21 protein-coding genes and 1 pseudogene are annotated in these 22,353 nt (G+C 62.3%); 9 read left to right on the forward strand and 13 right to left on the reverse strand.

All coding sequences use genetic code 11. The features are described from left to right. Positions 1–10 precede the first annotated feature (10 nt). The 4 genes from SFA35_RS10495 to SFA35_RS10510 all read left to right on the forward strand — a co-directional run bounded on the left by SFA35_RS10495 (position 11) and on the right by SFA35_RS10510 (position 3,985). Positions 11–1,948, forward strand: coding sequence for an ABC transporter permease (locus tag SFA35_RS10495; RefSeq protein ID WP_320577979.1), 1,938 nt, complete (start codon positions 11–13; stop codon positions 1,946–1,948). After that, complete coding sequence (locus SFA35_RS10500; RefSeq protein ID WP_320577981.1) at positions 1,945–2,727, forward strand: ABC transporter ATP-binding protein; 783 nt, start codon at positions 1,945–1,947, stop codon at positions 2,725–2,727. The genes SFA35_RS10495 and SFA35_RS10500 overlap by 4 nt, the downstream gene beginning before the upstream one ends. Then, positions 2,724–3,479 (forward strand): ABC transporter ATP-binding protein, encoded by a 756-nt coding sequence (locus SFA35_RS10505; protein WP_320577983.1) that lies wholly within the window; start codon positions 2,724–2,726, stop codon positions 3,477–3,479. The genes SFA35_RS10500 and SFA35_RS10505 overlap by 4 nt, the downstream gene beginning before the upstream one ends. 107 nt (positions 3,480–3,586) lie before the next feature. Then, positions 3,587–3,985, forward strand: coding sequence for a RidA family protein (locus tag SFA35_RS10510; protein ID WP_320577986.1), 399 nt, complete (start codon positions 3,587–3,589; stop codon positions 3,983–3,985). A gap of 11 nt (positions 3,986–3,996) precedes the next feature. Here SFA35_RS10510 and SFA35_RS10515 read toward each other — a convergent pair. Together SFA35_RS10515 and SFA35_RS10520 are read right to left on the reverse strand one after the other, a co-directional pair. Beyond that, positions 3,997–4,263, reverse strand: a pseudogene (locus tag SFA35_RS10515) (diaminopimelate epimerase); the annotation flags it as partial. Beyond that, positions 4,236–4,637: an ACT domain-containing protein gene (locus SFA35_RS10520; RefSeq protein ID WP_320577988.1), complete on the reverse strand. Its 402-nt coding sequence runs from the start codon at positions 4,635–4,637 to the stop codon at positions 4,236–4,238. The gene SFA35_RS10520 and the pseudogene SFA35_RS10515, both read right to left, overlap by 28 nt. 223 nt (positions 4,638–4,860) lie before the next feature. Here SFA35_RS10520 and SFA35_RS10525 point away from each other — a divergent pair, with 223 nt between their 5' ends. The 4 genes from SFA35_RS10525 to SFA35_RS10540 are packed head-to-tail and all read left to right on the forward strand — an operon-like array spanning position 4,861 to position 8,587. After that, positions 4,861–5,652 carry a nuclear transport factor 2 family protein gene (locus SFA35_RS10525; RefSeq protein ID WP_320577990.1) on the forward strand — a complete coding sequence of 264 codons (792 nt, stop codon included), beginning with the start codon at positions 4,861–4,863 and terminating at the stop codon, positions 5,650–5,652. 57 nt (positions 5,653–5,709) lie between these two features. After that, on the forward strand, positions 5,710–7,131 hold the full coding sequence (locus tag SFA35_RS10530; RefSeq protein WP_320577992.1) for an FAD-dependent oxidoreductase: 1,422 nt from the start codon (positions 5,710–5,712) through the stop codon (positions 7,129–7,131). Beyond that, positions 7,128–7,469, forward strand: a complete 342-nt coding sequence (locus SFA35_RS10535) for a cupin domain-containing protein (RefSeq protein ID WP_320577994.1) — start codon at positions 7,128–7,130, stop codon at positions 7,467–7,469. The genes SFA35_RS10530 and SFA35_RS10535 overlap by 4 nt, the downstream gene beginning before the upstream one ends. A gap of 44 nt (positions 7,470–7,513) precedes the next feature. Then, entirely contained in the window at positions 7,514–8,587 is a 1,074-nt protein-coding gene (locus SFA35_RS10540) for a polyamine ABC transporter substrate-binding protein (protein WP_320577996.1), read from the forward strand. Between the two features lie 4 nt (positions 8,588–8,591). Here the strand turns inward: SFA35_RS10540 and SFA35_RS10545 are convergent, their stop codons facing one another. Continuing rightward, positions 8,592–9,203, reverse strand: a complete 612-nt coding sequence (locus SFA35_RS10545; protein ID WP_320577999.1) for a TetR/AcrR family transcriptional regulator — start codon at positions 9,201–9,203, stop codon at positions 8,592–8,594. Positions 9,204–9,314: 111 nt separating this feature from the next. Between SFA35_RS10545 and SFA35_RS10550 the strand changes: the two genes are divergently transcribed. Continuing rightward, on the forward strand, positions 9,315–10,517 hold the full coding sequence (locus SFA35_RS10550; RefSeq protein WP_320578001.1) for an MFS transporter: 1,203 nt from the start codon (positions 9,315–9,317) through the stop codon (positions 10,515–10,517). Positions 10,518–10,654: 137 nt separating this feature from the next. Here the strand turns inward: SFA35_RS10550 and icmH are convergent, their stop codons facing one another. From icmH to SFA35_RS10600, 10 genes are all read right to left on the reverse strand, one after another. Next, on the reverse strand, positions 10,655–11,485 hold the full coding sequence (gene icmH, locus SFA35_RS10555; protein ID WP_320578003.1) for a type IVB secretion system protein IcmH/DotU: 831 nt from the start codon (positions 11,483–11,485) through the stop codon (positions 10,655–10,657). Further along, complete coding sequence (locus SFA35_RS10560) at positions 11,470–11,727, reverse strand: PAAR domain-containing protein (RefSeq protein ID WP_320578005.1); 258 nt, start codon at positions 11,725–11,727, stop codon at positions 11,470–11,472. The genes icmH and SFA35_RS10560 overlap by 16 nt, the downstream gene beginning before the upstream one ends. A 235-nt stretch (positions 11,728–11,962) precedes the next feature. After that, positions 11,963–12,451, reverse strand: coding sequence for a DUF6708 domain-containing protein (locus SFA35_RS10565; protein WP_320578007.1), 489 nt, complete (start codon positions 12,449–12,451; stop codon positions 11,963–11,965). A 335-nt stretch (positions 12,452–12,786) separates the two neighbouring features. After that, positions 12,787–13,275 (reverse strand): DUF6708 domain-containing protein, encoded by a 489-nt coding sequence (locus tag SFA35_RS10570; RefSeq protein WP_320578009.1) that lies wholly within the window; start codon positions 13,273–13,275, stop codon positions 12,787–12,789. Positions 13,276–13,610: 335 nt separating this feature from the next. Continuing rightward, entirely contained in the window at positions 13,611–14,099 is a 489-nt protein-coding gene (locus tag SFA35_RS10575) for a DUF6708 domain-containing protein (RefSeq protein ID WP_320578011.1), read from the reverse strand. 335 nt (positions 14,100–14,434) lie between these two features. Continuing rightward, on the reverse strand, positions 14,435–15,046 hold the full coding sequence (locus tag SFA35_RS10580) for a DUF6708 domain-containing protein (protein ID WP_320578013.1): 612 nt from the start codon (positions 15,044–15,046) through the stop codon (positions 14,435–14,437). Positions 15,047–15,258: 212 nt separating this feature from the next. Continuing rightward, complete coding sequence (locus tag SFA35_RS10585) at positions 15,259–15,747, reverse strand: DUF6708 domain-containing protein (RefSeq protein WP_320578015.1); 489 nt, start codon at positions 15,745–15,747, stop codon at positions 15,259–15,261. A gap of 390 nt (positions 15,748–16,137) precedes the next feature. Continuing rightward, entirely contained in the window at positions 16,138–19,341 is a 3,204-nt protein-coding gene (locus SFA35_RS10590) for a T6SS effector BTH_I2691 family protein (RefSeq protein ID WP_320578017.1), read from the reverse strand. After that, positions 19,338–20,231, reverse strand: coding sequence for a hypothetical protein (locus tag SFA35_RS10595; RefSeq protein WP_320578019.1), 894 nt, complete (start codon positions 20,229–20,231; stop codon positions 19,338–19,340). The genes SFA35_RS10590 and SFA35_RS10595 overlap by 4 nt, the downstream gene beginning before the upstream one ends. Beyond that, positions 20,228–22,258, reverse strand: coding sequence for a type VI secretion system Vgr family protein (locus SFA35_RS10600; protein ID WP_320578021.1), 2,031 nt, complete (start codon positions 22,256–22,258; stop codon positions 20,228–20,230). Before SFA35_RS10600 ends, SFA35_RS10595 begins: the two co-directional genes overlap by 4 nt. Between the last annotated feature and the right edge of the window lie 95 nt (positions 22,259–22,353).

Genomic DNA, 22,353 nt, shown 5'->3' on the forward strand with positions numbered 1-22,353 from the left:
GGTGGGACCCATGGATTTTTCAGCTTTTCTTGCGCAGATGCTCAACGGCCTGGCCGAGGCGTCGTCACTGTTTCTGGTGGCCGCCGGCCTGTCGCTGATCTTCGGCGTGACACGCATCGTCAACTTCGCCCACGGCTCGTTCTACATGCTGGGGCTGTACATCGCCTATTCGCTGGTCGAACACCTGGTCGGCAGCCTCGGCGCCAGCGGTTTCTGGCTGGGCCTGGCGCTGGCGGCGATCAGCGTCGGGGTGATCGGCGCAGCGGTGGAGATCGTGCTGCTGCGGCGCATATACAAGGCGCCGGAGCTGTTCCAGTTGCTGGCGACTTTCGCCCTGGTGTTGGTGATCAACGACGCGGTGTCCGGCTACTGGGGCGCCGAGGAGTTGCTGGGCCGGCGGGCACCGGGTCTGTCCGGTTCGCTGAGCATCCTCGGTCGGCAGTTTCCCACCTACAATTTTTTCCTGATCGTCATCGGTCCCGTGGTGCTCGGCCTGGTCTGGTTGCTGCTGGTGCGCACGCGCTGGGGCGTGCTGGTGCGCGCTGCCACCCAGGACCGCGAGATGCTCGGCGCCCTGGGGGTCAACCAGGCATGGCTGTTCACCAGTGTGTTCGCCTTGGGCGCGATGCTCGCCGGGCTTGGCGGCGCGGTGCAGCTGCCGCGCGAGCCAGCGAGCCTGGCGCTGGACCTGCGCACCATCGGCGAGGCCTTCGTGATAGTCGTCGTCGGCGGCATGGGCTCGCTGCCGGGTGCCTATGTCGCCGCGCTGCTGATCGCCGAGGTCAAGGCGCTTTGCATCGGCCTGGGCACGGCGACGCTGTTTGGCGTGACCCTGTCGTTCTCCAAATTGACCCTGGTCATCGAGTTTCTGGTCATGGCCGTGGTGCTGGTGGTACGCCCCTGGGGCCTGCTCGGCAAGCCCCAGGCCGGCAGCCGCAACTCGGCGCCGGTGGAGGCGCCGCTGCGTCCCGGCTCGGCCTCGTTCAAGGGCCTGATGGCGGCCGTGCTGGTGTTGCTGGCAGCATTGCCGCTGCTGTCGACCTGGCTGCCCTACGCCAGCGTGCTGGCCCAGGACGTGCTGGTCACCGTGCTGTTCGCCGTGAGCCTGCACTTCATCATGGGCCCGGGCGGCATGCACTCGTTCGGCCATGCTGCCTACTTCGGCCTGGGGGCCTACGGCGCGGCGGTGCTGTTCAAGGTGCTGACCATGCCGATGCCGCTGGCATTCGCCTGCGCGCCATTGGTGGCGGGGCTTGGTGCCTTGCTGTTCGGCTGGTTCTGCGTGCGCCTGTCCGGGGTGTACCTGGCCATGCTGACCCTGGCGTTCTCGCAGATCGTCTGGTCGGTGGTGTTCCAGTGGGAGGACGTCACCGGCGGCTCCAACGGCATCACCGGCATCTGGCCGCCGAGCTGGCTGTCGAGCACGGGCTATTACTACCTGACCCTGGTGCTGGTGGCGGCCAGTGTCTGGCTGGTGCGGCGCATTCTCTTTGCGCCGTTCGGCTACAGCCTGCGTGCGGCGCGTGATTCGGCCTTGCGTGCGGACGCCATCGGCATCGACGTCAAGCGTGTGCAGTGGCTGGCGTTCGTCATCGCCGGGCTGTTCGCCGGGCTGGCCGGCACGCTGTACATCTTCTCCAAGGGCAGCATCTCGCCGGACGCCATGGCGGTCGGCAAGTCGGTGGACGGCCTGGTGATGGTGCTGCTGGGCGGCATCCAGAACCTGTTCGGGCCGGTGGTCGGCGCTACGGTGTTCAGCGTGCTGCAGGACTACATCATGCGCGCCACCGATTACTGGCGCGCAGTATTCGGTGGGGTGATCCTGCTGCTGGTGCTGGTCTTCCCCCAAGGCATCGCCGGCTTTTTCCAGCAGTTGGCCCAGGGGTGGCGTGGGTGGCGGGCCAGGCCCCTGGCAACACCCCGCGTGGTAGTGGAGGAGCGGTCATGACGCTGTTGCAGGTGCGCGATCTGCACAAGTCCTTCGGTGGCGTGCGCGCCGTCGACGGTATCAATTTCGACTTGCACGAGGGCGAGCTGCTGGCGCTGATCGGGCCCAACGGCGCGGGCAAGTCGACCACCTTCAACATGGTCGGCGGCCAGCTCAAGGCTTCCGGCGGCTCGATCAAGCTGCTCGGCCAGGAACTGATCGGCCGGCGGCCGCGCGATATCTGGCGGATGCAGGTAGGGCGGACCTTCCAGATCGCCGAGACCTTCGCCTCGCTGAGCGTGGTGGAAAACGTGCAGATGGCTTTGCTCTCCCACCACGGCCAGGGCTTTTCCCTGTTCAGCGCAGCGCGCAGGCAGCACCGCGAACAGGCTCTGGACCTGCTGGCCCAGGTGGGCATGCAGGCCCATGCCGAGCGCCCGTGCAGCGAGCTGGCCTACGGCGACGTCAAGCGCGTGGAGCTGGCCATGGCCCTGGCCAACGACCCGCGGCTGTTGCTGATGGATGAACCGACTGCCGGCATGGGCCCTGAGGAGCGCAACGCGCTGATGGCCCTGACCAAGCGCCTGGTGGTCGAGCGCAAGATGGCCGTGCTGTTTACCGAGCACAGCATGGACGTGGTGTTTGCCTACGCCGACCGCATGATCGTGCTGGCCCGCGGGCGCTTGATCGCCGAGGGCGACGCCGGGTACATCCGCAACCATCCGCAGGTGCAGGAGGTTTATTTCGGCACCGGCAAGACCTTCGAAAACCCAACCCCGACCGCACAGGTGACGGTATGAATGCGCTCCATTGCCCCGCGGCGGTGGCCGAGCCGCTGCTCGAAGTCGCCGCGCTGAACGCCTGGTATGGCGCCGCGCAGGTGCTCTATGACGTCCACCTCAACGTGCGCCGGGGGGAAGTGGTGGCGCTGATGGGGCGCAATGGTGCGGGCAAGTCGACCACCCTCAAGGCCCTGATGGGCATGCTCGCCAAGCGCCGGGGCGAGGTGCGCTTCATGGGGCGCGAAGTCGCCGCGCTGGCGCCTTACCAGCTGGCGCGCCTGGGTTTGGGCTTCGTGCCCGAGGACCGTCGGGTGTTCACCCATCTGACCGTGACCGAGAACCTCGAAGTCGGTCGCCAGGCCGAGCGCCAGTGGCCCGACGGCACGCCGGCCTTGAACTGGACGCCGGCACAGCTGTACGAGTTCTTTCCCAACCTGGGCGCCATGCAGAATCGCCCGGGCGGGCAGATGAGCGGCGGCGAGCAGCAGATGCTCACTGTGGCGCGCACCTTGATGGGCAACCCGTTCCTGATCCTCTTGGACGAGCCTTCCGAAGGCGTGGCGCCGGTGATCGTCGAGCAGATGGCGCACATGATCCTGGCGCTCAAGGCCAAGGGCGCGAGCATCCTGCTGTCCGAGCAGAACTTGCACTTCGCCGGGCTGGTGGCTGACCGCGCGTACGTGCTGGAGAAAGGGCTGATTCGTTATGAAGGCAGCATGGCCGAGCTGGCCGACAACGAAGAGGTGCGCAAGGCGTACCTGACGATGTAGGCGCCGCGTATGGGAGGGGCAGGAGCAGCGCGCCAGCAGCCGGTCTGCCCTACCACCTCTGGCCGATAGGGGTAAACTGCTTTGCACCATCCTGTCGAGGAGCCACCATGCCAGACCGCGAAATCATCGTACCCGAGTCCATGAAGCTGATCCCCGAGCGCATCGGCTACGTCCCGGCCGTGAAGGTCGGCGACACGCTGTTCTGCGCCGGCCAGATCGGCCGCACCGCAGAACTGGTGGTGATCGAGGACCCCGAGCAGCAGTTCATCGCCGCCTGGGAAAACCAGCGCACGGTGCTCGAGGCCGGCGGTTGCAGTTTCGACGATGTGGTCGACATGACCACCTACCACGTCGACCTTGCCACCCACATGGACCTGTTCCGCCGGGTCAAGGATCGCTACTTCCCCGACAGCCAGTGCGCCTGGACCTGCATCGGCGTGCAGGCCCTGGCGCATCCGGCGCTGTTGCTGGAAATCAAGTGTGTGGCCGTGCAACGGCGCAGCTGATTCAACCGGTTTCAACTCACTCGGCGGGCCGTGCCGAACAGCGCGACACCTTGCAGCGCACCGTCCTGTTCGACCAACCGCACCGGCGCCGTGCCGCCCGGCATGCGCACTTGCACCTGGCCCGCCTCGATCCATCCCGCGCGCCAGGCCGCACAGGCCACGGCGCTGGCGCTGGTGCCGGAGCTGGCGGTGGCGCCTTCGCCTCGCTCGAACACGCGCGCCTCAAGCACCCCCGGGGTCACTGGGAGGTTCATTGCTGCGACTGCGCCAATGCCCGCAAGACCGCCAGCGCGCGAGGCCCATCCGCCTCGCCGACGAAGATATGGTCGTGATAATACGCAGCGATGACATTGCAGCTGATCCCGGCATCGGCCAGGGCGCGGGACACTGCCGCAGTCAGCCCCACCGCCTGCAAGGAAGAATGAATTTTCAGGGTGATCCATGCCGCGATGTAGTCGTAGCCCAGGCCCGCCTGCTGCGCCTGTTCAAGCGGCAGGATCAGGGTCAGCCCTTCGGCCTCGCGAAAGCTGCCAATGATCTCCAGGCCGCTGGGCAGCTTGGCATCCGCGAGGGTGCAGAACACGTAACGGCCATCGTTGAGCTGTGGGCTCATGCCGCTGAGCAGCTTGTGCATCGAGGTTTCGCCGGGCATGGTAGGTCTCCCTGTAGGATTCGCGAAGTGGACGAAATGTCCAGGCCGGCGGCATTATTGATCAGGTTGTTGTGGCACAAGGAAATGAAATTGATGCAAAAGGAAACATCTCCCGTGCTGGCCCCCTGTGTTTCGATAACGAGCAGGGTGCCGGCCCCGAGAGGCCGCCAGGCCGCTTCCAGTCATCCACCGGTTTACCAGGCCCAGCTCCCCGATGCCCTGCATGCCAGCCGACACCGCCGAACAAACCCCGTTGACCCTCGCCGTGGTGCTGCGCTACCACCTGGCCTGGAAGCACCGCGACCTGGAGGCGATTCTCGCCCTGTACCACCCTCAGGTGCAGTACCACGACTTTTTCCAGAACCGCTGCATGGGCCTGGCCGAGCTGCGCGAGTACGTCGGCGGCACCTTGCCGCGCCACCCCGACGAGTACCTTGAGCACAGCGACCGCATCCGCGTCGACGGCAGCACGGCATTCATCCAGTACCAGACAGCCCTGCAAGGCAGCGGCGAGCGCCTGGTGTTTCGCAGTAGCGAGGCGATCACCGTCAGCGACGGTCTGATCCTGCGCATCAACGAATATGCTTCGCTGCTACGCGAAGGCCAGGCGCAGGCGGGGCGCCAGGTGCCGGCGATCAGTAAGCTGGGGCTGTCGGCGCGGCAGTTGAGCTTCATGGCCCGGGATCTGGCCGACTATTTCACTGGCCAGCAGCCGTTCCTCGACCCCGAGCTGGACCTGGCCCGGGTGGCCAGTGCCACCGGCTACAGCCGCAACCAGCTGTCGTATCTGCTCAACCAGGTGCTGGGGCAGAGCTTCTACCGCTACGTGACCCAGGCCCGCCTGGGCTACCTGCTCGAACGCCTGGCCGAGCAGGGCGAGGCGGCGCCGGTCGAGCGGTTGGCGGCCAGCGCCGGGTTCAATTCCACCTCGGCGTTCTACAAGGCGTTTCGCAGCCACACCGGCAGCACGCCCAAGGCCTGGCTCAAGCGCCATTGCGCGCGTGCCCGCAGATAACACAAAGGCCCAGCGCTGCCCGTAATCTCTGCCGGCAATCAACCGGTGGAGAGCGAGATGAGTGACTGGGGTGGCGTGAGCCTGTGGATGGAGCAACTGGGCGAGCTGCAGCCGCGGCCCACCTTGCAGGGGCAGTTGCAGGCCGACGTGGTGATCATCGGCGCCGGCTACAGCGGGCTGTGGACGGCGTACTACCTCAAGCAGCAAGCCCCGCACCTGGACATCGTCATCGTCGAAGCGCAATGCGCAGGTTTCGGCGCTTCGGGTCGCAACGGCGGCTGGCTGATGGGCAACCTGCTCGGCGAAGACCGTCTGCTGGGCCCGCTGCCGGCGGCGCAGCGCCACGCCAGTCATGAGTTGCTGCATGGCATCCCGGATGAAGTGGCGCGCGTTTGCCAGGTCGAAGGCATCGACTGCGAACTGCGCAAAGGCGGGGTGCTGTACTGTGCCGCGCGCTACCCCGAGCAGGAGCGGCGCCTACGCGAACAACTCGATGCCGCCCGTGCTCAGGGTCTGGGCGAAGATGACTATCGCTGGCTCGACGCCCAGGCATTGCGCGAGCAGCTCAACGTCGCCGGTGCCTATGGCGCCTTGTATTCCCCGCACTGCGCGACCGTTCAGCCGGCCCGCCTGGTGCGCGGCCTGGCCGACGCCGTCGAGCGCCTCGGCGTGCGTATTTTCGAGCGCAGCCCGGTGCTCGACTGGCAGCCCGGCGCGGTCCGCACTGCCCATGGCCGCGTCAGCGCCAATTGGGTGGTGCCTGCAGTGGAGGGCTACGCCAGCGCGCTGCCACCCTTGAACCGCTATCAACTGGCCGCGCAGAGCTTGATCGTTGCCACCGAACCCTTGCCCGCCGATGTCTGGGCCGAGATCGGCCTGGCGCGCGGCCAGGCCTTCAGCGAGAACAGTCGCCAGGTCACTTACGGCCAGCGCAGCCGCGACGATCGGCTGATCTTCGGTGCGCGCGGCGGCTACCGCTTCGGTGGCCGCCTGCGCAGCAATTTCGACCTCACTGACGCCGAGCGCACGCTGCGCCAGCAGCTGTTCGGCGAGCTGTTCCCGAGCCTGCGCAAGGTGCGCCTGACCCACGCCTGGGGCGGCAACCTCGGTGTCGCCCGGCGCTTTCACCCGCACATGCTCGCCGACCGCCGCCAGCAGGTGGCGCTGGCCGGTGGCTACGGCGGCGAAGGGGTAGGGGCGAGCAACCTCGGCGGGCGCACCCTGGCGGCGTTGATTCTCGGCCAGGACAACCTGTTGACCCGCCAGCCGTGGGTACTGGGCGATCGCCCCCTCACGGCGCTGCCGCGCTGGGAGCCCGAACCGCTGCGCTGGCTCGGCTACAACGCCATCATCCAGAGCTTCGTCCACGAAGACCAGGTGCTGGCCAACCCCCAGGCGCCGCGCTGGCGCCGGCACATGGCCGAAGGCCTGGCCGGCTGCATGGAGCGCCTGATGAAGTCCAAGGAGCCCTTTGCATGAAGATCGAGCATTTTCGCGACGCCATCCATCTGCCGCTGGACCCACCGACCTCGGTCGGCGTCCCGCTCGGCGAGCCGATAGCCCAGGTCGCAACCACCAGCGTCAGCCACGGCGACCGCGTCGAGGCCGGGGTATGGGAGTGCACCCCGGGCCGTTGGCGCCGGCAGATCGTGCAACAGGAGTTTTGCCACTTCGTGCAAGGACGCTGCACCTTCACCCCCGACGATGGCGAAACCCTTCATATCCAGGCCGGCGACGCGTTGATGTTCCCTGCGAACACGACGGGCATCTGGGATGTACAAGAAACCGTTCGCAAGAGCTATGTGCTGATTTTCTGAACTGCCTTCATCCATAACGCCTAGAACAAAGGTTGAGGTCCCGCATGTTGAAGTCGATCGCTGCGTTGCTGTTGGTTGCATCCACCGCCCAGGCGGCGGACACCGTCCGTATCTATAACTGGAGCAGCTACATTGCCCCGGACACCTTGCAAAACTTCACCGCGCGTACCGGGCACGCCACCCAGTACGACGTCTACGACAGCAACGAGGTGCTCGACGCCAAGTTGATGGCCGGGCACTCGGGCTATGACGTGGTCTTCCCGTCCAACCACTTCATGGCCCGGCAGATCACCGCTGGCGCGCTCAAACCGCTGGACCGCAGCCGCTTGCCCAACTGGAAAAACCTCAACCCGACCCTGCTCAAGGCGCTGCAGGCCAATGACCCCGGCAACCGCTACGGCTTCCCGTACCTGTGGGGCAGCACCGGCATCGGCTTCAACGTGGCCAAGGTCAAGGCGGTGCTGGGCGACGTGCCCATCGACTCGTGGGATATCGTCTTCAAGCCGGAAAACATGCAGAAACTGGCCCAGTGCGGCGTGGCCATGCTCGACAACGGCCCGGAGATCCTGCCCATCGCCCTCAACTACCTGGGCCTGCCGCACCACAGCCAGAACAAGGCCGACTACGACAAGGCCCAGGCCTTGCTGTTGAAGATCCGCCCCTATGTGCGCTACTTCCACAACTCCAAGTACACCAGCGACCTGGCCACCGGTGACGTCTGCCTGGTGGTGGGCTTCTCCGGCGATGTGATGCAGGCCGCGTCCCGCGCCAACGAAGCCGGCAACGGCCAGCAGATCGCCTACACCATTCCCAGGGAAGGCTCGCCGATGTGGTTCGATATGGTTGCCATGCCCGCCGACGCACCCGACGAAGCCGCCGGCTACGCCTACCTCGACTACCTGCTGGAACCCAAGGTCATGGCCGGCATCAGCAATGCCGTGCACTACGCCAACGGCAACAGCGCTGCCGAAAGCCTGGTCGACCCGGCCATCCGCAACGACCCGATGGTCTACCCGCCAGAGAGCGTGATGCAGAAACTCTTCGTGCTGCAGGCCATGCCGCTGCAGACCGACCGGCTGCGGACCCGCGTCTGGAGCCGCATCAAGAACGGCGAGTAAGGGTTCAGCGACGCAGGTTGTCCCAGACCTGCATGACCTGAGTCACCGCGGCATCCAGCGTGGTGTGTGGCACGCCGTCGCGCGCCTGCGTCGACAGCCCCAGCATGAAGCTGTCGAACACCGCCGCCACGGCCTCGGCCGCAGTATCTTCGGCCAACTCGCCCGCGGCGATCGCGCGCCGCACGCACGCCACGATGCCCGCCCGGTTGAACGCGCGGGCATCGGCCAGCGGCTGCGACGCCGCGCGGCTTTCTGCCGATCCCGCGCTTATACCGCCCAGCGCCACCAGGCAGCCTGGTGGATGCTCCCGTTCACATTGCATCCGCGCCGAACAGCGCAGCGTGCGCTCAATCGCTTCACGCGGCTGCAGGGTGGCATCGAACAGGCTGTCGGTGACCCGGCCATGGGTCTCAAGGTAGCGCTCGATGACTTCTTCGAACAATGCCTGCTTGGAGCCGAACGCGGCGTAGAAACTTGGCGCGGTGATGCCGCCGCCGATACCGGCCTTGAGCAGGCCAAGCGTAGTGGCGTCATAACCATGCTGCCAGAACAGATGCAGCGCCTGGGTGATCGCCACGTCCCGATCAAATGTCCGGGGGCGTCCCATTCGAGCCATGAACCATTCTCCTGAGTGAAGAGATACATACTACTCGATACATAAGTCGTTGCACATCTCGCTCCCTGCCTCTATATTTATATCGATCAGTATATTAATAAGGGGTCTCGCATGATCGAAGCACAGCAACACCGCAGGCTGCCGATGAGCGCGCTGCTGGCACTGGCGATGACCGGGTTCATCTGCATCCTCACCGAGACTCTGCCGGCCGGGCTGCTGCCGCAGATTGGCCAGGGTCTGGGCATCTCCCCGGCGCTGGCAGGGCAGATGGTGACCGCCTATGCGTTGGGATCGTTGCTGGCGGCCATTCCACTGACGATTGCCACCCAGGGCTGGCGCCGGCGGCGGGTGTTGCTGCTGACCATCTTCGGCTTTCTCATCTTCAATTCGATCACCGCAATGTCCGCCGATTACTGGCTGACGTTATTGGCGCGTTTTTTTGCCGGCATGTCCGCCGGCCTCGCCTGGAGCCTGATCGCGGGCTACGCGCGGCGTATGGTCGAGCCGCAGTTGCAGGGGCGGGCACTGGCGGTGGCGATGGTCGGTACACCGGTGGCGTTGTCGCTGGGCGTGCCTTTGGGCACCTGGCTGGGCAGCCTGCTGGGCTGGCGGATGGCGTTCGCCTCGATGTCGCTTCTGACCCTCGTGCTGATCGCCTGGGTGCTGATCAAGGTGCCCGACTACCCGGGCCAGTCGGCCGCCTCGCGCCTGCCCTTGCGCCACGTCATCCGCACGCCGGGGGTGCGGCCGGTACTGGGGGTGGTCCTGACCTGGATGCTGGCGCACAACATTCTGTACACCTATGTCGCCCCGTTTGTCGCGCCCGCCGGGTTGGTCGGGCAGGTGGACCTGGTGCTGCTGGTGTTCGGGGTCGCGGCGCTGCTGGGGATCTGGCTGACCGGGCGCCTGGTCGATCGGCACCTGCGCAGCGCAGTGCTTGGCAGCCTTGGCGCTTTCGCCGGCGTGGCGCTGCTGTTCGGCCTGTTCCAGCAGCTTCCGGCGGCTGTCTACCTCGGGGTGTTCATCTGGGGCCTCAGTTTTGGCGGCGCGGCCACGCTGCTGCAAACCGCCCTGGCGGATGCCGCCGGGGAGGGCGCCGATGTGGCGTTGTCGATGAATGTAGTGGTGTGGAACAGCGCGATCGCCGGCGGCGGGCTGTCGGGCGGCTTACTGCTCGGGCAATGGGGCGCCGGGAGTTTTGCCTGGGTGGTGTTGGTGCTGGTTGCAGGCAGCCTGCTGATCGCCGCGCGAGCGCGGGTCAGCGGCTTTCCGGGTGGGGAGCGGCAGTTGGGTGGGATGGTGGTGGGGCATTGAGTTGGGGCGAGTGGACTGTGCAATGAGCTGCCCTTGCGGCCTCTCGCAGGAATAACCGAACGCCGATGGAAAGGCGCAAAGCCGCCGAGCGGCCGCATGGCCGGGTTTGTCCCTGACGGCGGCGCGGCAGCCGTAGCTTATGGATTCATCAGAGGATGCAGCGACTCGAGCACTTCCAGCGTGATACTTTCCAGGCGCATGGAATAACTCGTGTAGATGATCGCCATCACCACGGCGGCAGCAGCATACGGCGACCACCACGGCCATTCCCGGCGATGGCGTCTCTTGCGATGCACCACATGGGCCAATGGGTCCGGGAATTCGCGCACCGGGCCTCGCTGTTTCCGGATGACGCGATGCATCCGTACCAGCAGGGCCTGGGTTTGCTCATCGCAGTCCTTCTCCTGGGCATATTTGCCTTCCAGCCCTAATGCGACGCAGAAATACATGAACTCCAGAACGTCCTGATACTTGGCCGGCTCCTCACTCATGCGCTCGATCAGGATGAAGATCTTTTCGCCGCCATTGGTTTCCTGATGAAACTCGCTGAGCAATGAGTGCTCGCTCCAGATAGACGATGCGCCCCAAGGCCGGCTCATGACCGCTTCATCCATGAACAAACACATGCAGTAGGAGAAGGCCTTGAACGAAGCGTCGTCATAGCCGCACTGCCCGACCTCCGCGAGGATGTTGCGGATCTGGTCGCTGACCTGTTGGTACAACCGTGGCACGTCGTCGTGGCCGTCCAGCGTGCCCAAGCGAATGGCGAGGCCGAACAGCACGTTGTTGGTGTCGAGCATGATGTTCGTGAATGCGCCACGCAGCATGAACGGCGCGTCAACCTCCAAGCCCAAGCCTTCATTCACCTGTGGAGGCGCCTCGTCGTAACCGCTGGGGGTCAATTCCCTGAAGGATGGCGGCAATTGCGCGGCAATACTCGGCTGATCCTTCATCAATCGATCTTCCATCCGCTATCGCCTTCTTCCAGTGTGCCGCCATGGCTGGTGCTGTCACCCACGCGTGCAATCGGCCGACCTTCATCCAGATGATGCGGCGAGCCGGTCTCGATGACAGCACCGCAACTGATCAGATCGCCAACTCGAGCGATCGGGCGGCCGTTGCTCAAGGTGCTGGATGAACCGGTGATGACTTCGCCATCGCCGTGGATAGGACAGTGATGACGGTGGCCGACCAGGACTATTGCTTTCATAAGGGGGTTCCTTTTGCACGGTCTTGTTGTTTTTGGTTGCTGGTTGAACGATGATGACGGCAACTAGTGCAACCCAGCAAAGTTCCTCGGGGTAGCTCTAGGTTGACGTCGTCTATGTGCTTCGGAGGATAGGTGAAACTGTCAGGATATATGCCGGTTGTGGCTGGAAAATTTGGCCCTGGTAGATCATATTTCCAGCCGTAGGCGCGAGGTGAAAGCAGGGGATTATTTTCTTTCACCGATGATCCTCCACCAGTGCTACCGGTGCTGTTCGTGACTCGATATCTATATCGGCTGGCCAGCACACTCGTGGGGCAAACCGCCGTGCAATGTTGAAGAATTGAGGTTCGTTATTCCAATCCCGTGGAGGCTTATCGAACTTGGGCAAGGCTTCGGGGCCCTGTTGCATGAATAACTGTGCCATGGCCCAGTACATTTCGGCCTCATAACCGCGATGGGCAAAGAGAAAGCGATCAACCAGTTCGCCACTCTCGGGATCTTTGATAGCGAGACTGACTGTCTCGGCTAAACCGCCTGTCCCCATCGGGCCATATACGCTGCAGAATTCGGCGTGCAGATTGTCCCAGTCGTAGACCTCCACCCGAACACCCCACGCGGCGGAGCTCAGCGGTTTCAATCCGCAGTGGTGGAATCGGTAGACATAGATTTTTCTGCGGGCTCGATTGAATCGAATGGGTTCGTCTACAGGCGCATGCAAATCCATTCGCCAGAACCATATTCCCGCCCATATTGAAGTTATCCAGAGGAACAGTAACGTGAAACTATCGATTAGTTTCGGGGACTGTCCATTGGGAAGTGTGAAGTCGAGTGCAATTATTATAGGTGCGAATGACAGTGCAAAAAAAGCTAAGCTACTACATAAAGGGAAACCTCGAGCCAGCAAAGTTCCTCGGGTTAGCTCCAGGTAGACGTCGTCTATGTGGTTCGGAGGGTAGGTGAGACTGCCAGGATATACGCCGGTTGTGGCCGGAGAATTTGGTCCTGGTAGATCGTATTTCCAGCCGTACGCGCGAGGCGAAAGCAGGGGATGATTTTTTGTCACCGATGACCCTCCACCGGTGCTTCGGGAGCAGTTCGTGACTCGATATCTATATCGGCTGGCCAGCACACTCGTGGGGCAAACCGCCGGGCAATGTTGAAAAATTGAGGTTCGTTATTCCAGTCCCGTGGAGGCTGATCGAACTTGGGCAAGGCTCCGGGGCCCTGTTGCATGAATATTTGCGCGATGGCCCAGTACATTTCGGCCTCATAACCGCGATGGCCAAACAGAAAGCGATCAACCAGTTCGCCATTTTCGGGATCTCTGATAGCGAGATTGACTCCCTCGACTAAACCGCCTGTGCCCATCGGGCCATATACGCGGCAGAATTCGGCGTGCAGATTGTCCCAGTCATAGACCTCGACCCGGACGCCCCACGCGGTGGAGCTCAGCGGTTTCAATCCGCAGTGGTGGAATCGGTAGACATAGATTTTTCTGCGGGCTCGATTGAATCGAATGGGTTCGTCTACAGGCGCATGCAAATCCATTCGCCAGAGCCATATTCCAGACCATATTAGAGTGATCCACAGCAACAGTATCCATATAGTTAACTCCATTTCAGGGAGGCGCCCATCGGCGAGCACGGAATCGATCGCAATGTCTATAGCGCCGAATGCCAGTGCAAAAAAAGCTAAGCTACAACACAAATGGATACCTCGAGCAAGAAGAGTTCCTCGGGGTAGCTCCAGGTAGACATCGTCTATGTGATTCGGAGGGTAGGTGAGACTGTCAGGATATACGCCGGTTGTAGGTGGAGAATTTGGTCCTGGTAGATCATATTTCCAGCCGTACGCGCGAGGCAAAAGCAGGGGGTTCTTTTCTTTCACCGACGATCCTCCACCGGTGCTTCGGGAGCAGTTCGTGACTCGATATCTATATCGGCTGGCCAGCACACTCGTGGGGCGAACCGCCGTGCAATGTTGAAAAATTGAGGTTCGTTATTCCAGTCCCGCGGAGGCTGATCGAACTTGGGCAAGGCTTCGGGGCCCTGTTGCATGAATATTTGCGCGATGGCCCAATACATTTCGGCCTCATAACCGCGATGGCCAAACAGAAAGCGATCAACCAGTTCGCCGTTTTCGGGATCTCTGATAGCGAGACTAACTGTCTCGACTAAACCGCCTGTGCCCATCGGGCCATATACGCGGCAGAATTCGGCGTGCAGATTGTCCCAGTCGTAGACCTCGACCCGGACGCCCCACGCGGTGGAGCTCAGCGGTTTCAATCCGCAGTGGTGGAATCGGTAGACATAGATTTTTCTGCGAGCTCGATTGAATCGAATGGGTTCGTCTACGGGTGCATGCAAATCCATTCGCCAGTACCATATACCAGACCATATTAGAGTGATCCAGAGCGACAGTATGCCTATAGTTATCTGCATTTCAGGGAGGCGCCCATCGTCGAGCACGGAATCAATCGCAATGTCTATAGGGCCGAATGACAGGGCAAAAAATACCAAGCTAAAATACATAAGGAAACCTCGACCAAGAAGCGTTCCTCGGGGTAGCTCCAGGTAGACGTCGTCTATGTGGTTCGGAGGGTAGGTGAGACTGTCAGGATATATGCCGGTTGTGGGTGGACAATTTGGTCCTGGTAGATCATATTTCCAGCCGTAGGCGCGAGGCAAAAGCAGCGGGTTCTTTTCTTTCACCGATGATCCTCCACCGGTGCTTCGGGAGCAGTTCGTGACTCGATATCTATATCGGCTGGCCAGCACACTCGTGGGGCAAACCGCCGTGCAACGTTGAAGAATTGAGGTTCGTTATTCCAGTCCCGTGGAGGCTGGTCGAACTTGGGCAAGGCTTCGGGGCCCTGTTGCATGAATAACTGTGCCATGGCCCAGTACATTTCGGCCTCATAACCGCGATGTGCGAAAAGAAAGCGATCGAGAACTTTGCCACTCCCCGGCTCTGTGATAGCAAGGCTGACGGTCTCGACAAGGCCTCCAGTCCCCATCGGGCCATACACGCTGCAAAACTCGGCATGCAGGTTGTCCCAGTCATAGACCTCCACGCGAACTCCCCAAGCAGTGGTACTCAGGGGTTTCAAACCGGCGTGATGGAAGCGATAGACATAGATCTTTCTCCTGGCACGGTTAAATCGGATTGGCTCATCAACGGGGGCATGCAAGTCCATACGCCAGAAATAAATCCCATACCAGATTCCAGATACAAAAAGGGTTATTAGCAGAAATGTCAGCATCGGATCCGGCAGGCGGCCGGTACCGTTGTAATGATTGATGGGGATCACGATCGACATAACAGAAGCTCCAAAGAATACAAGGCTCCCGCAAAGAGGCGCACCCCTCGCCATCAAAGTGCCGCGTGGTAGCTCCATATAAATATCATCAATGTGGTTTGGGACTGCTGAGAGACTCTGGGGGCAGATAGGACCGGCCGGGGGCGAGTTTGGGCCTGGCAAATCGTATTTCCAACCATAGGCGGGAGGTGAAAGCAATGGCTGAAATTTTTTCACAGACGATTCCCCGTAATTCCCTCGGGTGCTGTTCGTGACTCGATATCTATATCGGCTGGCCAGCACACTCGTGGGGCAAACCGCCGTGCAATGTTGAAAAATTGAGGTTCGTTATTCCAGTCCCGTGGAGGCTGATCGAACTTGGGCAAGGCTCCGGGGCCCTGTTGCATGAATATTTGCGCGATGGCCCAATACATTTCGGCCTCATAACCGCGATGGCCAAACAGAAAGCGATCAACCAGTTCGCCATTTTCGGGATCTCTGATAGCGAGACTGACTGTCTCTACTAAACCGCCTGTGCCCATCGGGCCATATACGCTGCAGAATTCGGCGTGCAGATTGTCCCAGTCGTAGACCTCCACCCGAACACCCCACGCGGTGGAGCTCAGCGGTTTCAATCCGCAGTGGTGGAATCGGTAGACATAGATTTTTCTGCGAGCTCGATTGAATCGAATGGGTTCGTCTACAGGCGCATGCAAATCCATTCGCCAGAACCATATGCCAGACCATATTAGAGTGATCCAGAGCGACAGTAGGCATATGGTTAACTCCATCTGAGGGAGGCGCCCATCGGCGAGCACGAAATCGATCGCCATGTCTATAGCGCCGAATGACAGGGCAAAAAAAGCTAAGCTACAGCACAAAGGGAAACCTCGAGCTAGAAGAGTTCCTCGGGGTAGCTCCAGGTAGACATCGTCTATGTAATTTGGAGGGTAGGTAAGACTGCCAGGATATACGCCGGTTGTGGCCGGGGAATTTGGCCCTGGTAGATCATATTTCCAGCCGTAGGCGCGAGGCCGGAGAAGTGGTTCGTTTGTCATCTTTTTTCCATGCTCAAAATGGCTTGTAATGTTCAAGGGTATGTGCGACATCGTCTAACTACGAACCGCAGTGCATGTTATGGTTGCAAAAGCGTTTTCTGATGATAAGTCTGGCCAGTAGATGAGTGTGAGCGTGGCTGCCTCGATGTAATCATTTCCAGTGGGCGGAAGAATGTCGAATTCTTCGAAAAAATCCGTGAGCGCTAGCGCGTCCCGATTCTCTTGGCTGACGGTCCGCTTAGCGACTGAAGGAGTAGCAAGTGGTTTGGCGGTATTATGGGTTTCGGTGTTGAGAATGGATCTACCCCATACTTCACTTTCTAATCCCTGGTTCAGATCGTTTAGCATGCCTTGGGCGATGATCTCTCCGCCTTCATACCAATCTTTCAGCTTTTCTTTGCCACGGTGAGCTCTGAGACTCCAGCGTAGGGCTGATCTGATTTCGTCATAATGAGGAAGTGAAAAGTGATATCGAAGCTTATATTTCCACTCGTATTTTATCTCCATAGATTCATACGCTCTTAGCCCACCGGCATGCACGCCGCTTGTAAGTGTTCCGTCACGATGGAATTCGACGGCCGCGTTCACTCCCAGGGTTATCGCGTTGAGTTCTGAAATCGCACTGTTCGCTTGTGCAGAGCTTTTCCAATGAACCTTCGGTGTTTCATTGGCGTTTCCAAAGAAACTACGGCGTGCCCAGCGTTCCAGTGGGGTTGATTCTTGGTTTTGCCCGAGCTTGCTTAAAGAATAGCCGAGCAGGCTGAGAGCTAGCGCTATGCCAAGAAATCCCCACAAAAATATGGATGCGGCGAAGGCGGCAGCTACTCCGAAGAACGCTCCGCCTACCGTCGGGAGTGTGGAAATTCGATAAACTTTTGATGCGAATTCGTCTCCATTTCGTGTAGCTCTATCGCCAGCAATATTCGCAATCGCCGCATCATGCAAACCCGTTAAAGCCATTATTACCCCGCCCGCCATAGCAAAGCGGCTCCCGATTTTGGCATATTCCTTGGCCAAGTCGGCCGCCTGTGTCGAAGGCAAGAGCGACCGGGTGATAGCTGGGCCGCCGTCTCTGATGGCCAATCCAACTAACTCGACTCCACCCCCGAATACACCCAACATGCTTCCCTGCAAGGCCAACACAGCCTCGGGAGCCTTATCGCCTATCACCTTTTCTGCCGCTTTCAAATTCTTGCCCAGCGAGTCATTCAATAAATACAGCGACCCCACCGAGATCAACAAATCGGCACTTCCGGCTATCCCCCTCAGCCCGGCGAACCCGCCTCGCACCCAGCGTCCTGCCAGTTGCGAGCTGACCTCGAAGCCCTGCAGGAGCTTGCGCGTCTGCATATCCAGGGTGCCGACCTCCACGGCCACCGGCAGCAACTCGCGGCTCGACACCAGGCCGTGGTTGCTCGCCGGTCTGGCGTCTTGTGCCAGGCTGCTCTTGAGGTCCTCCAAGGTGCCTTCGACCCAGACTGATACCCCGACCACCAGGTGCGCCAGCTTGGGGTCCAGCACCGAGAGGCTGAGTACGCCGCCCATGATCAATGGCTCGACCTTTTCGCGGGTGCGCTTGACTGCTCGGTCGGCGCCATTGGCCAGCTTGTGTTGCAAGCTGCGGATGTGTGCCGACTGCAGCGCGTAGTACTCGCTGAGCTTCATCTGCACGCGCAATTCGGTCAGGTGCACACCGTTGTAGAGCAGCTGGCTGGCCGAGTTGAGGCGCGAGATGGCCAGTTCCACACCGGGGCCCAGTAGCTCCTTGAGGCGCGCTCCGGCGGAGTTCATGGCTGCCAGCAGTTGCGCAATGGCTTCCTGCAGATGCGCGCGGCGCAGCTTTTCCGCTTCCTTGCTCAGGAGTGTCTTGGTCAGCAAGGTGTACAAGCGGTTGCTGTCCTGCCAGTCGATCGGGCCATCGATTTCGAATATCGGCAGCAGACAGGACAGCAGGTTCTGGTCGCGCAGCAGCAGGGCCTGGTAAACCGGGCCTTTGGGGTCCTGGAGCAGCTTGAGCCATAGCTGCGCGGTCGGCCCGTCAGCGTTGCCCGGGGCCTCGCTGATGCCGCCGCGAAGGCACAGCGAGAGCATCTTGGCGTAGGCGATGGCGCAGTTCAGGTCGTTGGCGGCGTAATCGTGCTGCTGGATGAGTGCGAATTTTGCCGAACCGAACGCAGCAGCGTAGAGCGCCGCATAACGGTCGATCTGCTGCTGATAGTCTTGCAGCTGCTGGTCGTAGGCGGCCTGGAAGGCGGCGCGGCGAGGTTCGTCGTAGCGTTCTTCCAGGCGTTCGTTGGATTCGTTGACCAGGGCGTCGACCAGGCGTTGGCGCTCGGTGGCCCAGGGCACGATGTGTGGGTAGGGCTGTTTGCTCATCGGGCGGTGCCGGGGCACCTTGGGCTCGGCCCACTGCCGGTTCAGCTCGCGGATGGTCAGCAAGATCTGTGAAGTCTGCTGCTGGTAGGCCCGCTCCGGCTCCTCCAGCCAGTATTGCCGGGCGTGCGCCCAGCTGGCGCGCAGGCCGTTGTATTCCTGCACCAACCCTACCGTATCGTCGATGATCACGGCCACCAGGCCGTGCGCTAGATTGTGGCGGGCCATGCCGTCGCGCAGGTACTGGCGCAGGGGCATGCGCCGATCCGCCCTTGAGTGAAAGCCGTGGACGCTGGTGAAGCCTGGGACGAAGTCGCGGTATTCGTAGACGTGCTCGAGGACCTGCGGCTGGTCGCCGGTCATCGCCAGGCCGGTGGCGGCGGGGTCGTTGCGCGCGGTGGCGAGGTCGAGCCTCTGCAAGCGCGCAAAGCCGGTGCCGGCCTTGTAGGCGTCGAGCACGCTCCTGGGCCATGGGTCGCCGGAAAAGGCGATGTCAGCGGTACTGTATCGAGCGGTGTCGATGTTGAGGAAGGAGGCGGGGATATCGTGATCGCCGTGAATGCAGGTGCTCGACAGCACGTTGTAGCTGGCCGCCCGCCGGCGGTACGGGTCGATCTGGCGCAGGTAGCCGTCGGCCATGACCTCGTAGGCCTGCCAGACCTTCTGGTCGAGCAGGACATAGAGATAGCCGGCGCGCAGGGTGCGCAGGCCCAGTTGCGTGTCGGGCAACTCGGTTGCAACTTCTGGCCATACCGGCTCCTTGGGCACCAGCGCGCGGCGCAGGGGCAGGATGGGCAAGCCGCTGCGCTGGCAGACGTTACAGGCTTCGAGGCAGAAGTTGCATTCGTTTTCGAGGGTGGTCAATTGGGCAATGTCGCGGATCATCGGGCCACTCCATGATGGTGGTGCCAAAGCACATCGTCCCAGGCGTCCTGGGTCATGCTGTCGAAGGCTGCCGCGAGGCTGCGGCGGCCGGCACCGGCTTGGGCGATGAAATCGCGGATCAGCGAATGTCGATGCAGGTCCGGGTGCACAGCCAACTGATGCAGGGCGAGGGTGATGATGTCCCGGGGCTCGTACAGCTTGAGTTGGCGCGCCTGCTGCACCTGGCGCAGCACATCGGGAGTGGCGGTCGGGGGCAGCGCCCCGCAGCGGTGCCACCACAGGCGCATGATTCTGGCGATGAGCGGGGCCTCGGCCAGGGTCGAACTGGCGCGGGCATCGAGCATCAGGGGCTGAGCCTGATCTGTACTCAGCACACAGGGTTCGCCGTGGCTGGCTGGATACAGCCAGCGGCGGACCGGCCACCAGGGAACGGGGCCCCCAGCCTGGTGACAGGCGGCCAGCAGTTCCAGGCGCAGCGGTTCGTGGATGGGGCAAAACCTGCCTTGGGGCGCCCCCGCCAGCCGGCCGAGCTCGATCAGATGCCGACCGATGGCTTCGGCAGGTTCCGTGCTGCTCAGCCAGCCGCAGACGTAGCGGCGGAATCCGGGCTCATCCTGCTCGCCGCTGCGGGCCGAGCGTTCCAGCAATGGCTGCGGCGCGGATTCACCCGCTGCGGCCAGGCGCACCAGCAGCGGGCAGGACAGCAGGGCATGGGCCAGGTCGGGCCTGGGCACGGGAGTCAGCGCCTGGCTGCCCAACTGTTCGCGCAGATGGTCGGGGTGCAGCGCGTCGTCTGTCGCGCAGCCGGCCAAGGGATCGAGCAACAGGTACAGGGGCCAATGGTTGGCGAGGCATTCGTGGGCAAGGGCTTCGAGGCGATGGAGGATCATTCGTCGCCCACCTCGCAGTCCCTGGCGACCTGGGGCTCAAGCTGCACCCGCGACGGCGTGGCGACGCCTCGGGCGGTCCGATTGAGCGGGCCAAGCACCTGGATGCTCACGCCTTGCAAGTGAACGCCCTCGGCATCCACGGTGAGGCTGCCGCCCGGTGCCTGAAACACCAGGCGCTCGCTGGCCTCCAGCCGCCAGGTGGTGCTCTCGACCTTGACGCCACCACTGACCACCAGGCTTTGTTCGCCCTTGACCTGCTCCTCGTAGTCGCCACCTATCTCGATAAGGTGGTCAGCACGGGTGACATCGAAGCGGTTGTTGCCGACGCTGTCGCGCAGGTCGCCCCCGACCTTGGTATCCAGGCGGGTCTGGACGTTCACGAAGCGGTTGTTGCCGACGCTGATCGACTGATCGTTGCCGACGCTCACCCGCTCGTCATGCCCGACGCTCTCCGTACGGTCATGCCCGACCTCGGTCGTTTCGTCATGCTTGACCCGGTTGTTCTGGTCCCGCTCGGCATGGATGAATACCTCCTGCTGGCCCAGTTCATCTTCGAAGCGCAGCTCATTGAAGCCTTCGCCCTTGTGGGTCTGGCTTTTCAGCGACATGCGCGTCTTGTGCCTGGGCAGCTCATAGGGCGGCCGGTTGTCGGCACGGTAGGCTCGGCCGATGATGATCGGCTGGTCCGGGTCGCCGTCATTGAAGCCCACCAGCACCTCCTGGCCGACTCGCGGAATGGCCATGGCACCCCACATGGTGCCGGCCCAGCCCTGGCTGACCCGCACCCAGCACGAGCTCTTGTCGTCGTTGCTGCTCTCGCGGTCCCAGGGGAAGCTGACCTTGACCCGGCCCCACTCGTCGCAATAGATCTCCTCGCCGGGCGGTCCGGTGACGGTTGCGGTCTGAGTGCCGCTGATGCGGGGTGGGGGCAGCAGTTCGGCTTTCCACTCGGCGCGGCCATCGACCAGTTGGGCGGTCTGGGTGTAGTAGGTGCCTGAGGGCGCGCCCACGGCGTCCTCTTCCTGACTCAGGGCTTGGGCGCCTTGGTGCTCGACATAAACGGGCCGCCACCAGGCGTTCAGCGCCTGGCGCGGATGCTCGACCAACTGGAATTCGCGGCCCGGCCGCACCCGTGGATCATCGCCCGTGGCCTCGGCCACCCGCGCGCTGTTGCGCAGGGCCAGCAGGCGCGTCTCGGTGAAGGGCTGGCCGGCGGCGTCGCGCTTGTAGCGGCCGGGGTAGTCGAAGCGTTCGTAGTCAGGCCCCTGGCGTTGCAGGTCGCGGCCCTGGTGCGAGTGCTGCAGGTTGTAGCGCGGGTGGGTGAAGGTGTAGTCGCGTTGCACCTGGCGGGCGGTGCAGACCTTTTCGGTGTAGCTGAAGCGGTTCAGGGCTGGCTGCGGCTGATCACCGCCTGCGGCCCCCTGGTAGAGGACGCTGCATGCGTCTTTTTCGCCGATGGCGGCCAGACACAGGATGCGGTCGGTGTAGACCAGGCGGTGGCCCTTGTCATCGTGTTCGAAGCTGTACAGCAGGCCTTCTTCGGCGGCGAGGCGGGCGAGGAAGGCGAGGTCGGTTTCGCCGGCCTGTACGCAGTATTCGCGGGGCTGGTGAGGCGAGGTAAGGTGTTGCTCGCGGTTGAGCAGGTGATGCTCGCCGAGCACCTGGTCGATGATCTGCGGCACGCTCTGGTGCTGGAAGATGCGCCAGTTCGAGCACAGGGCCAGGCGCGCCAGCTGGGGTTCGATCACCACTTGGTATTGGGTGCGGCGAAAGCCGCTCTGGCCGACCTGCACGCTGCTGATCAGGCCATGGACGTGGCGGACCGGGGTGCCGCCGTGCCACAGGGTGAACAGCGCGGCGCAGTCGAGCAGGCCGGCGAAGTCGATGTCGGGGTCATGGCTGGACAGGGTCAGGCTGAGGAGGAAGGGCTGGGAGAGGCCTTCGGTGAGGTGGAAGCTGACAACCTCGAATTTCGCCTCGCTGGCGAGGGCCGCAAAGGTGTAGCGCAGGTCTGATTGGCGTGCCATGGAATCCCGTCCATTCTTTTATTTTTTGACGTCGGGAAAATGGCATATCTGCAGGCGTGCGCCAGCGCTAAATTGTAAGTAATTGATAATGATCG

This window comes from Pseudomonas sp. HR96 (assembly GCF_034059295.1).
Classification (GTDB): Bacteria; Pseudomonadota; Gammaproteobacteria; order Pseudomonadales; family Pseudomonadaceae; genus Aquipseudomonas.

Excerpts from the sequence above, each read along its gene's own strand:
- SFA35_RS10540 (WP_320577996.1), top strand. The coding sequence starts at position 7,514 with ATGTTGAAGTCGATCGCTGCGTTGCTGTTGGTTGCATCCACCGCCCAG.
- SFA35_RS10530 (WP_320577992.1), top strand. The coding sequence starts at position 5,710 with ATGAGTGACTGGGGTGGCGTGAGCCTGTGGATGGAGCAACTGGGCGAG.
- SFA35_RS10525 (WP_320577990.1), top strand. The coding sequence starts at position 4,861 with ATGCCAGCCGACACCGCCGAACAAACCCCGTTGACCCTCGCCGTGGTG.
- SFA35_RS10565 (WP_320578007.1), bottom strand. The coding sequence starts at position 12,451 with ATGGATTTGCATGCGCCTGTAGACGAACCCATTCGATTCAATCGAGCC.
- SFA35_RS10550 (WP_320578001.1), top strand. The coding sequence starts at position 9,315 with ATGATCGAAGCACAGCAACACCGCAGGCTGCCGATGAGCGCGCTGCTG.
- SFA35_RS10575 (WP_320578011.1), bottom strand. The coding sequence starts at position 14,099 with ATGGATTTGCATGCACCCGTAGACGAACCCATTCGATTCAATCGAGCT.
- icmH (WP_320578003.1), bottom strand. The coding sequence starts at position 11,485 with ATGGAAGATCGATTGATGAAGGATCAGCCGAGTATTGCCGCGCAATTG.
- SFA35_RS10535 (WP_320577994.1), top strand. The coding sequence starts at position 7,128 with ATGAAGATCGAGCATTTTCGCGACGCCATCCATCTGCCGCTGGACCCA.
- SFA35_RS10505 (WP_320577983.1), top strand. The coding sequence starts at position 2,724 with ATGAATGCGCTCCATTGCCCCGCGGCGGTGGCCGAGCCGCTGCTCGAA.
- SFA35_RS10510 (WP_320577986.1), top strand. The coding sequence starts at position 3,587 with ATGCCAGACCGCGAAATCATCGTACCCGAGTCCATGAAGCTGATCCCC.
- SFA35_RS10570 (WP_320578009.1), bottom strand. The coding sequence starts at position 13,275 with ATGGATTTGCATGCGCCTGTAGACGAACCCATTCGATTCAATCGAGCC.
- SFA35_RS10585 (WP_320578015.1), bottom strand. The coding sequence starts at position 15,747 with ATGGATTTGCATGCGCCTGTAGACGAACCCATTCGATTCAATCGAGCT.
- SFA35_RS10580 (WP_320578013.1), bottom strand. The coding sequence starts at position 15,046 with ATGTCGATCGTGATCCCCATCAATCATTACAACGGTACCGGCCGCCTG.
- SFA35_RS10545 (WP_320577999.1), bottom strand. The coding sequence starts at position 9,203 with ATGGCTCGAATGGGACGCCCCCGGACATTTGATCGGGACGTGGCGATC.
- SFA35_RS10495 (WP_320577979.1), top strand. The coding sequence starts at position 11 with ATGGATTTTTCAGCTTTTCTTGCGCAGATGCTCAACGGCCTGGCCGAG.
- SFA35_RS10595 (WP_320578019.1), bottom strand. The coding sequence starts at position 20,231 with ATGATCCTCCATCGCCTCGAAGCCCTTGCCCACGAATGCCTCGCCAAC.
- SFA35_RS10500 (WP_320577981.1), top strand. The coding sequence starts at position 1,945 with ATGACGCTGTTGCAGGTGCGCGATCTGCACAAGTCCTTCGGTGGCGTG.
- SFA35_RS10520 (WP_320577988.1), bottom strand. The coding sequence starts at position 4,637 with ATGCCCGGCGAAACCTCGATGCACAAGCTGCTCAGCGGCATGAGCCCA.
- SFA35_RS10590 (WP_320578017.1), bottom strand. The coding sequence starts at position 19,341 with ATGATCCGCGACATTGCCCAATTGACCACCCTCGAAAACGAATGCAAC.
- SFA35_RS10560 (WP_320578005.1), bottom strand. The coding sequence starts at position 11,727 with ATGAAAGCAATAGTCCTGGTCGGCCACCGTCATCACTGTCCTATCCAC.
- SFA35_RS10600 (WP_320578021.1), bottom strand. The coding sequence starts at position 22,258 with ATGGCACGCCAATCAGACCTGCGCTACACCTTTGCGGCCCTCGCCAGC.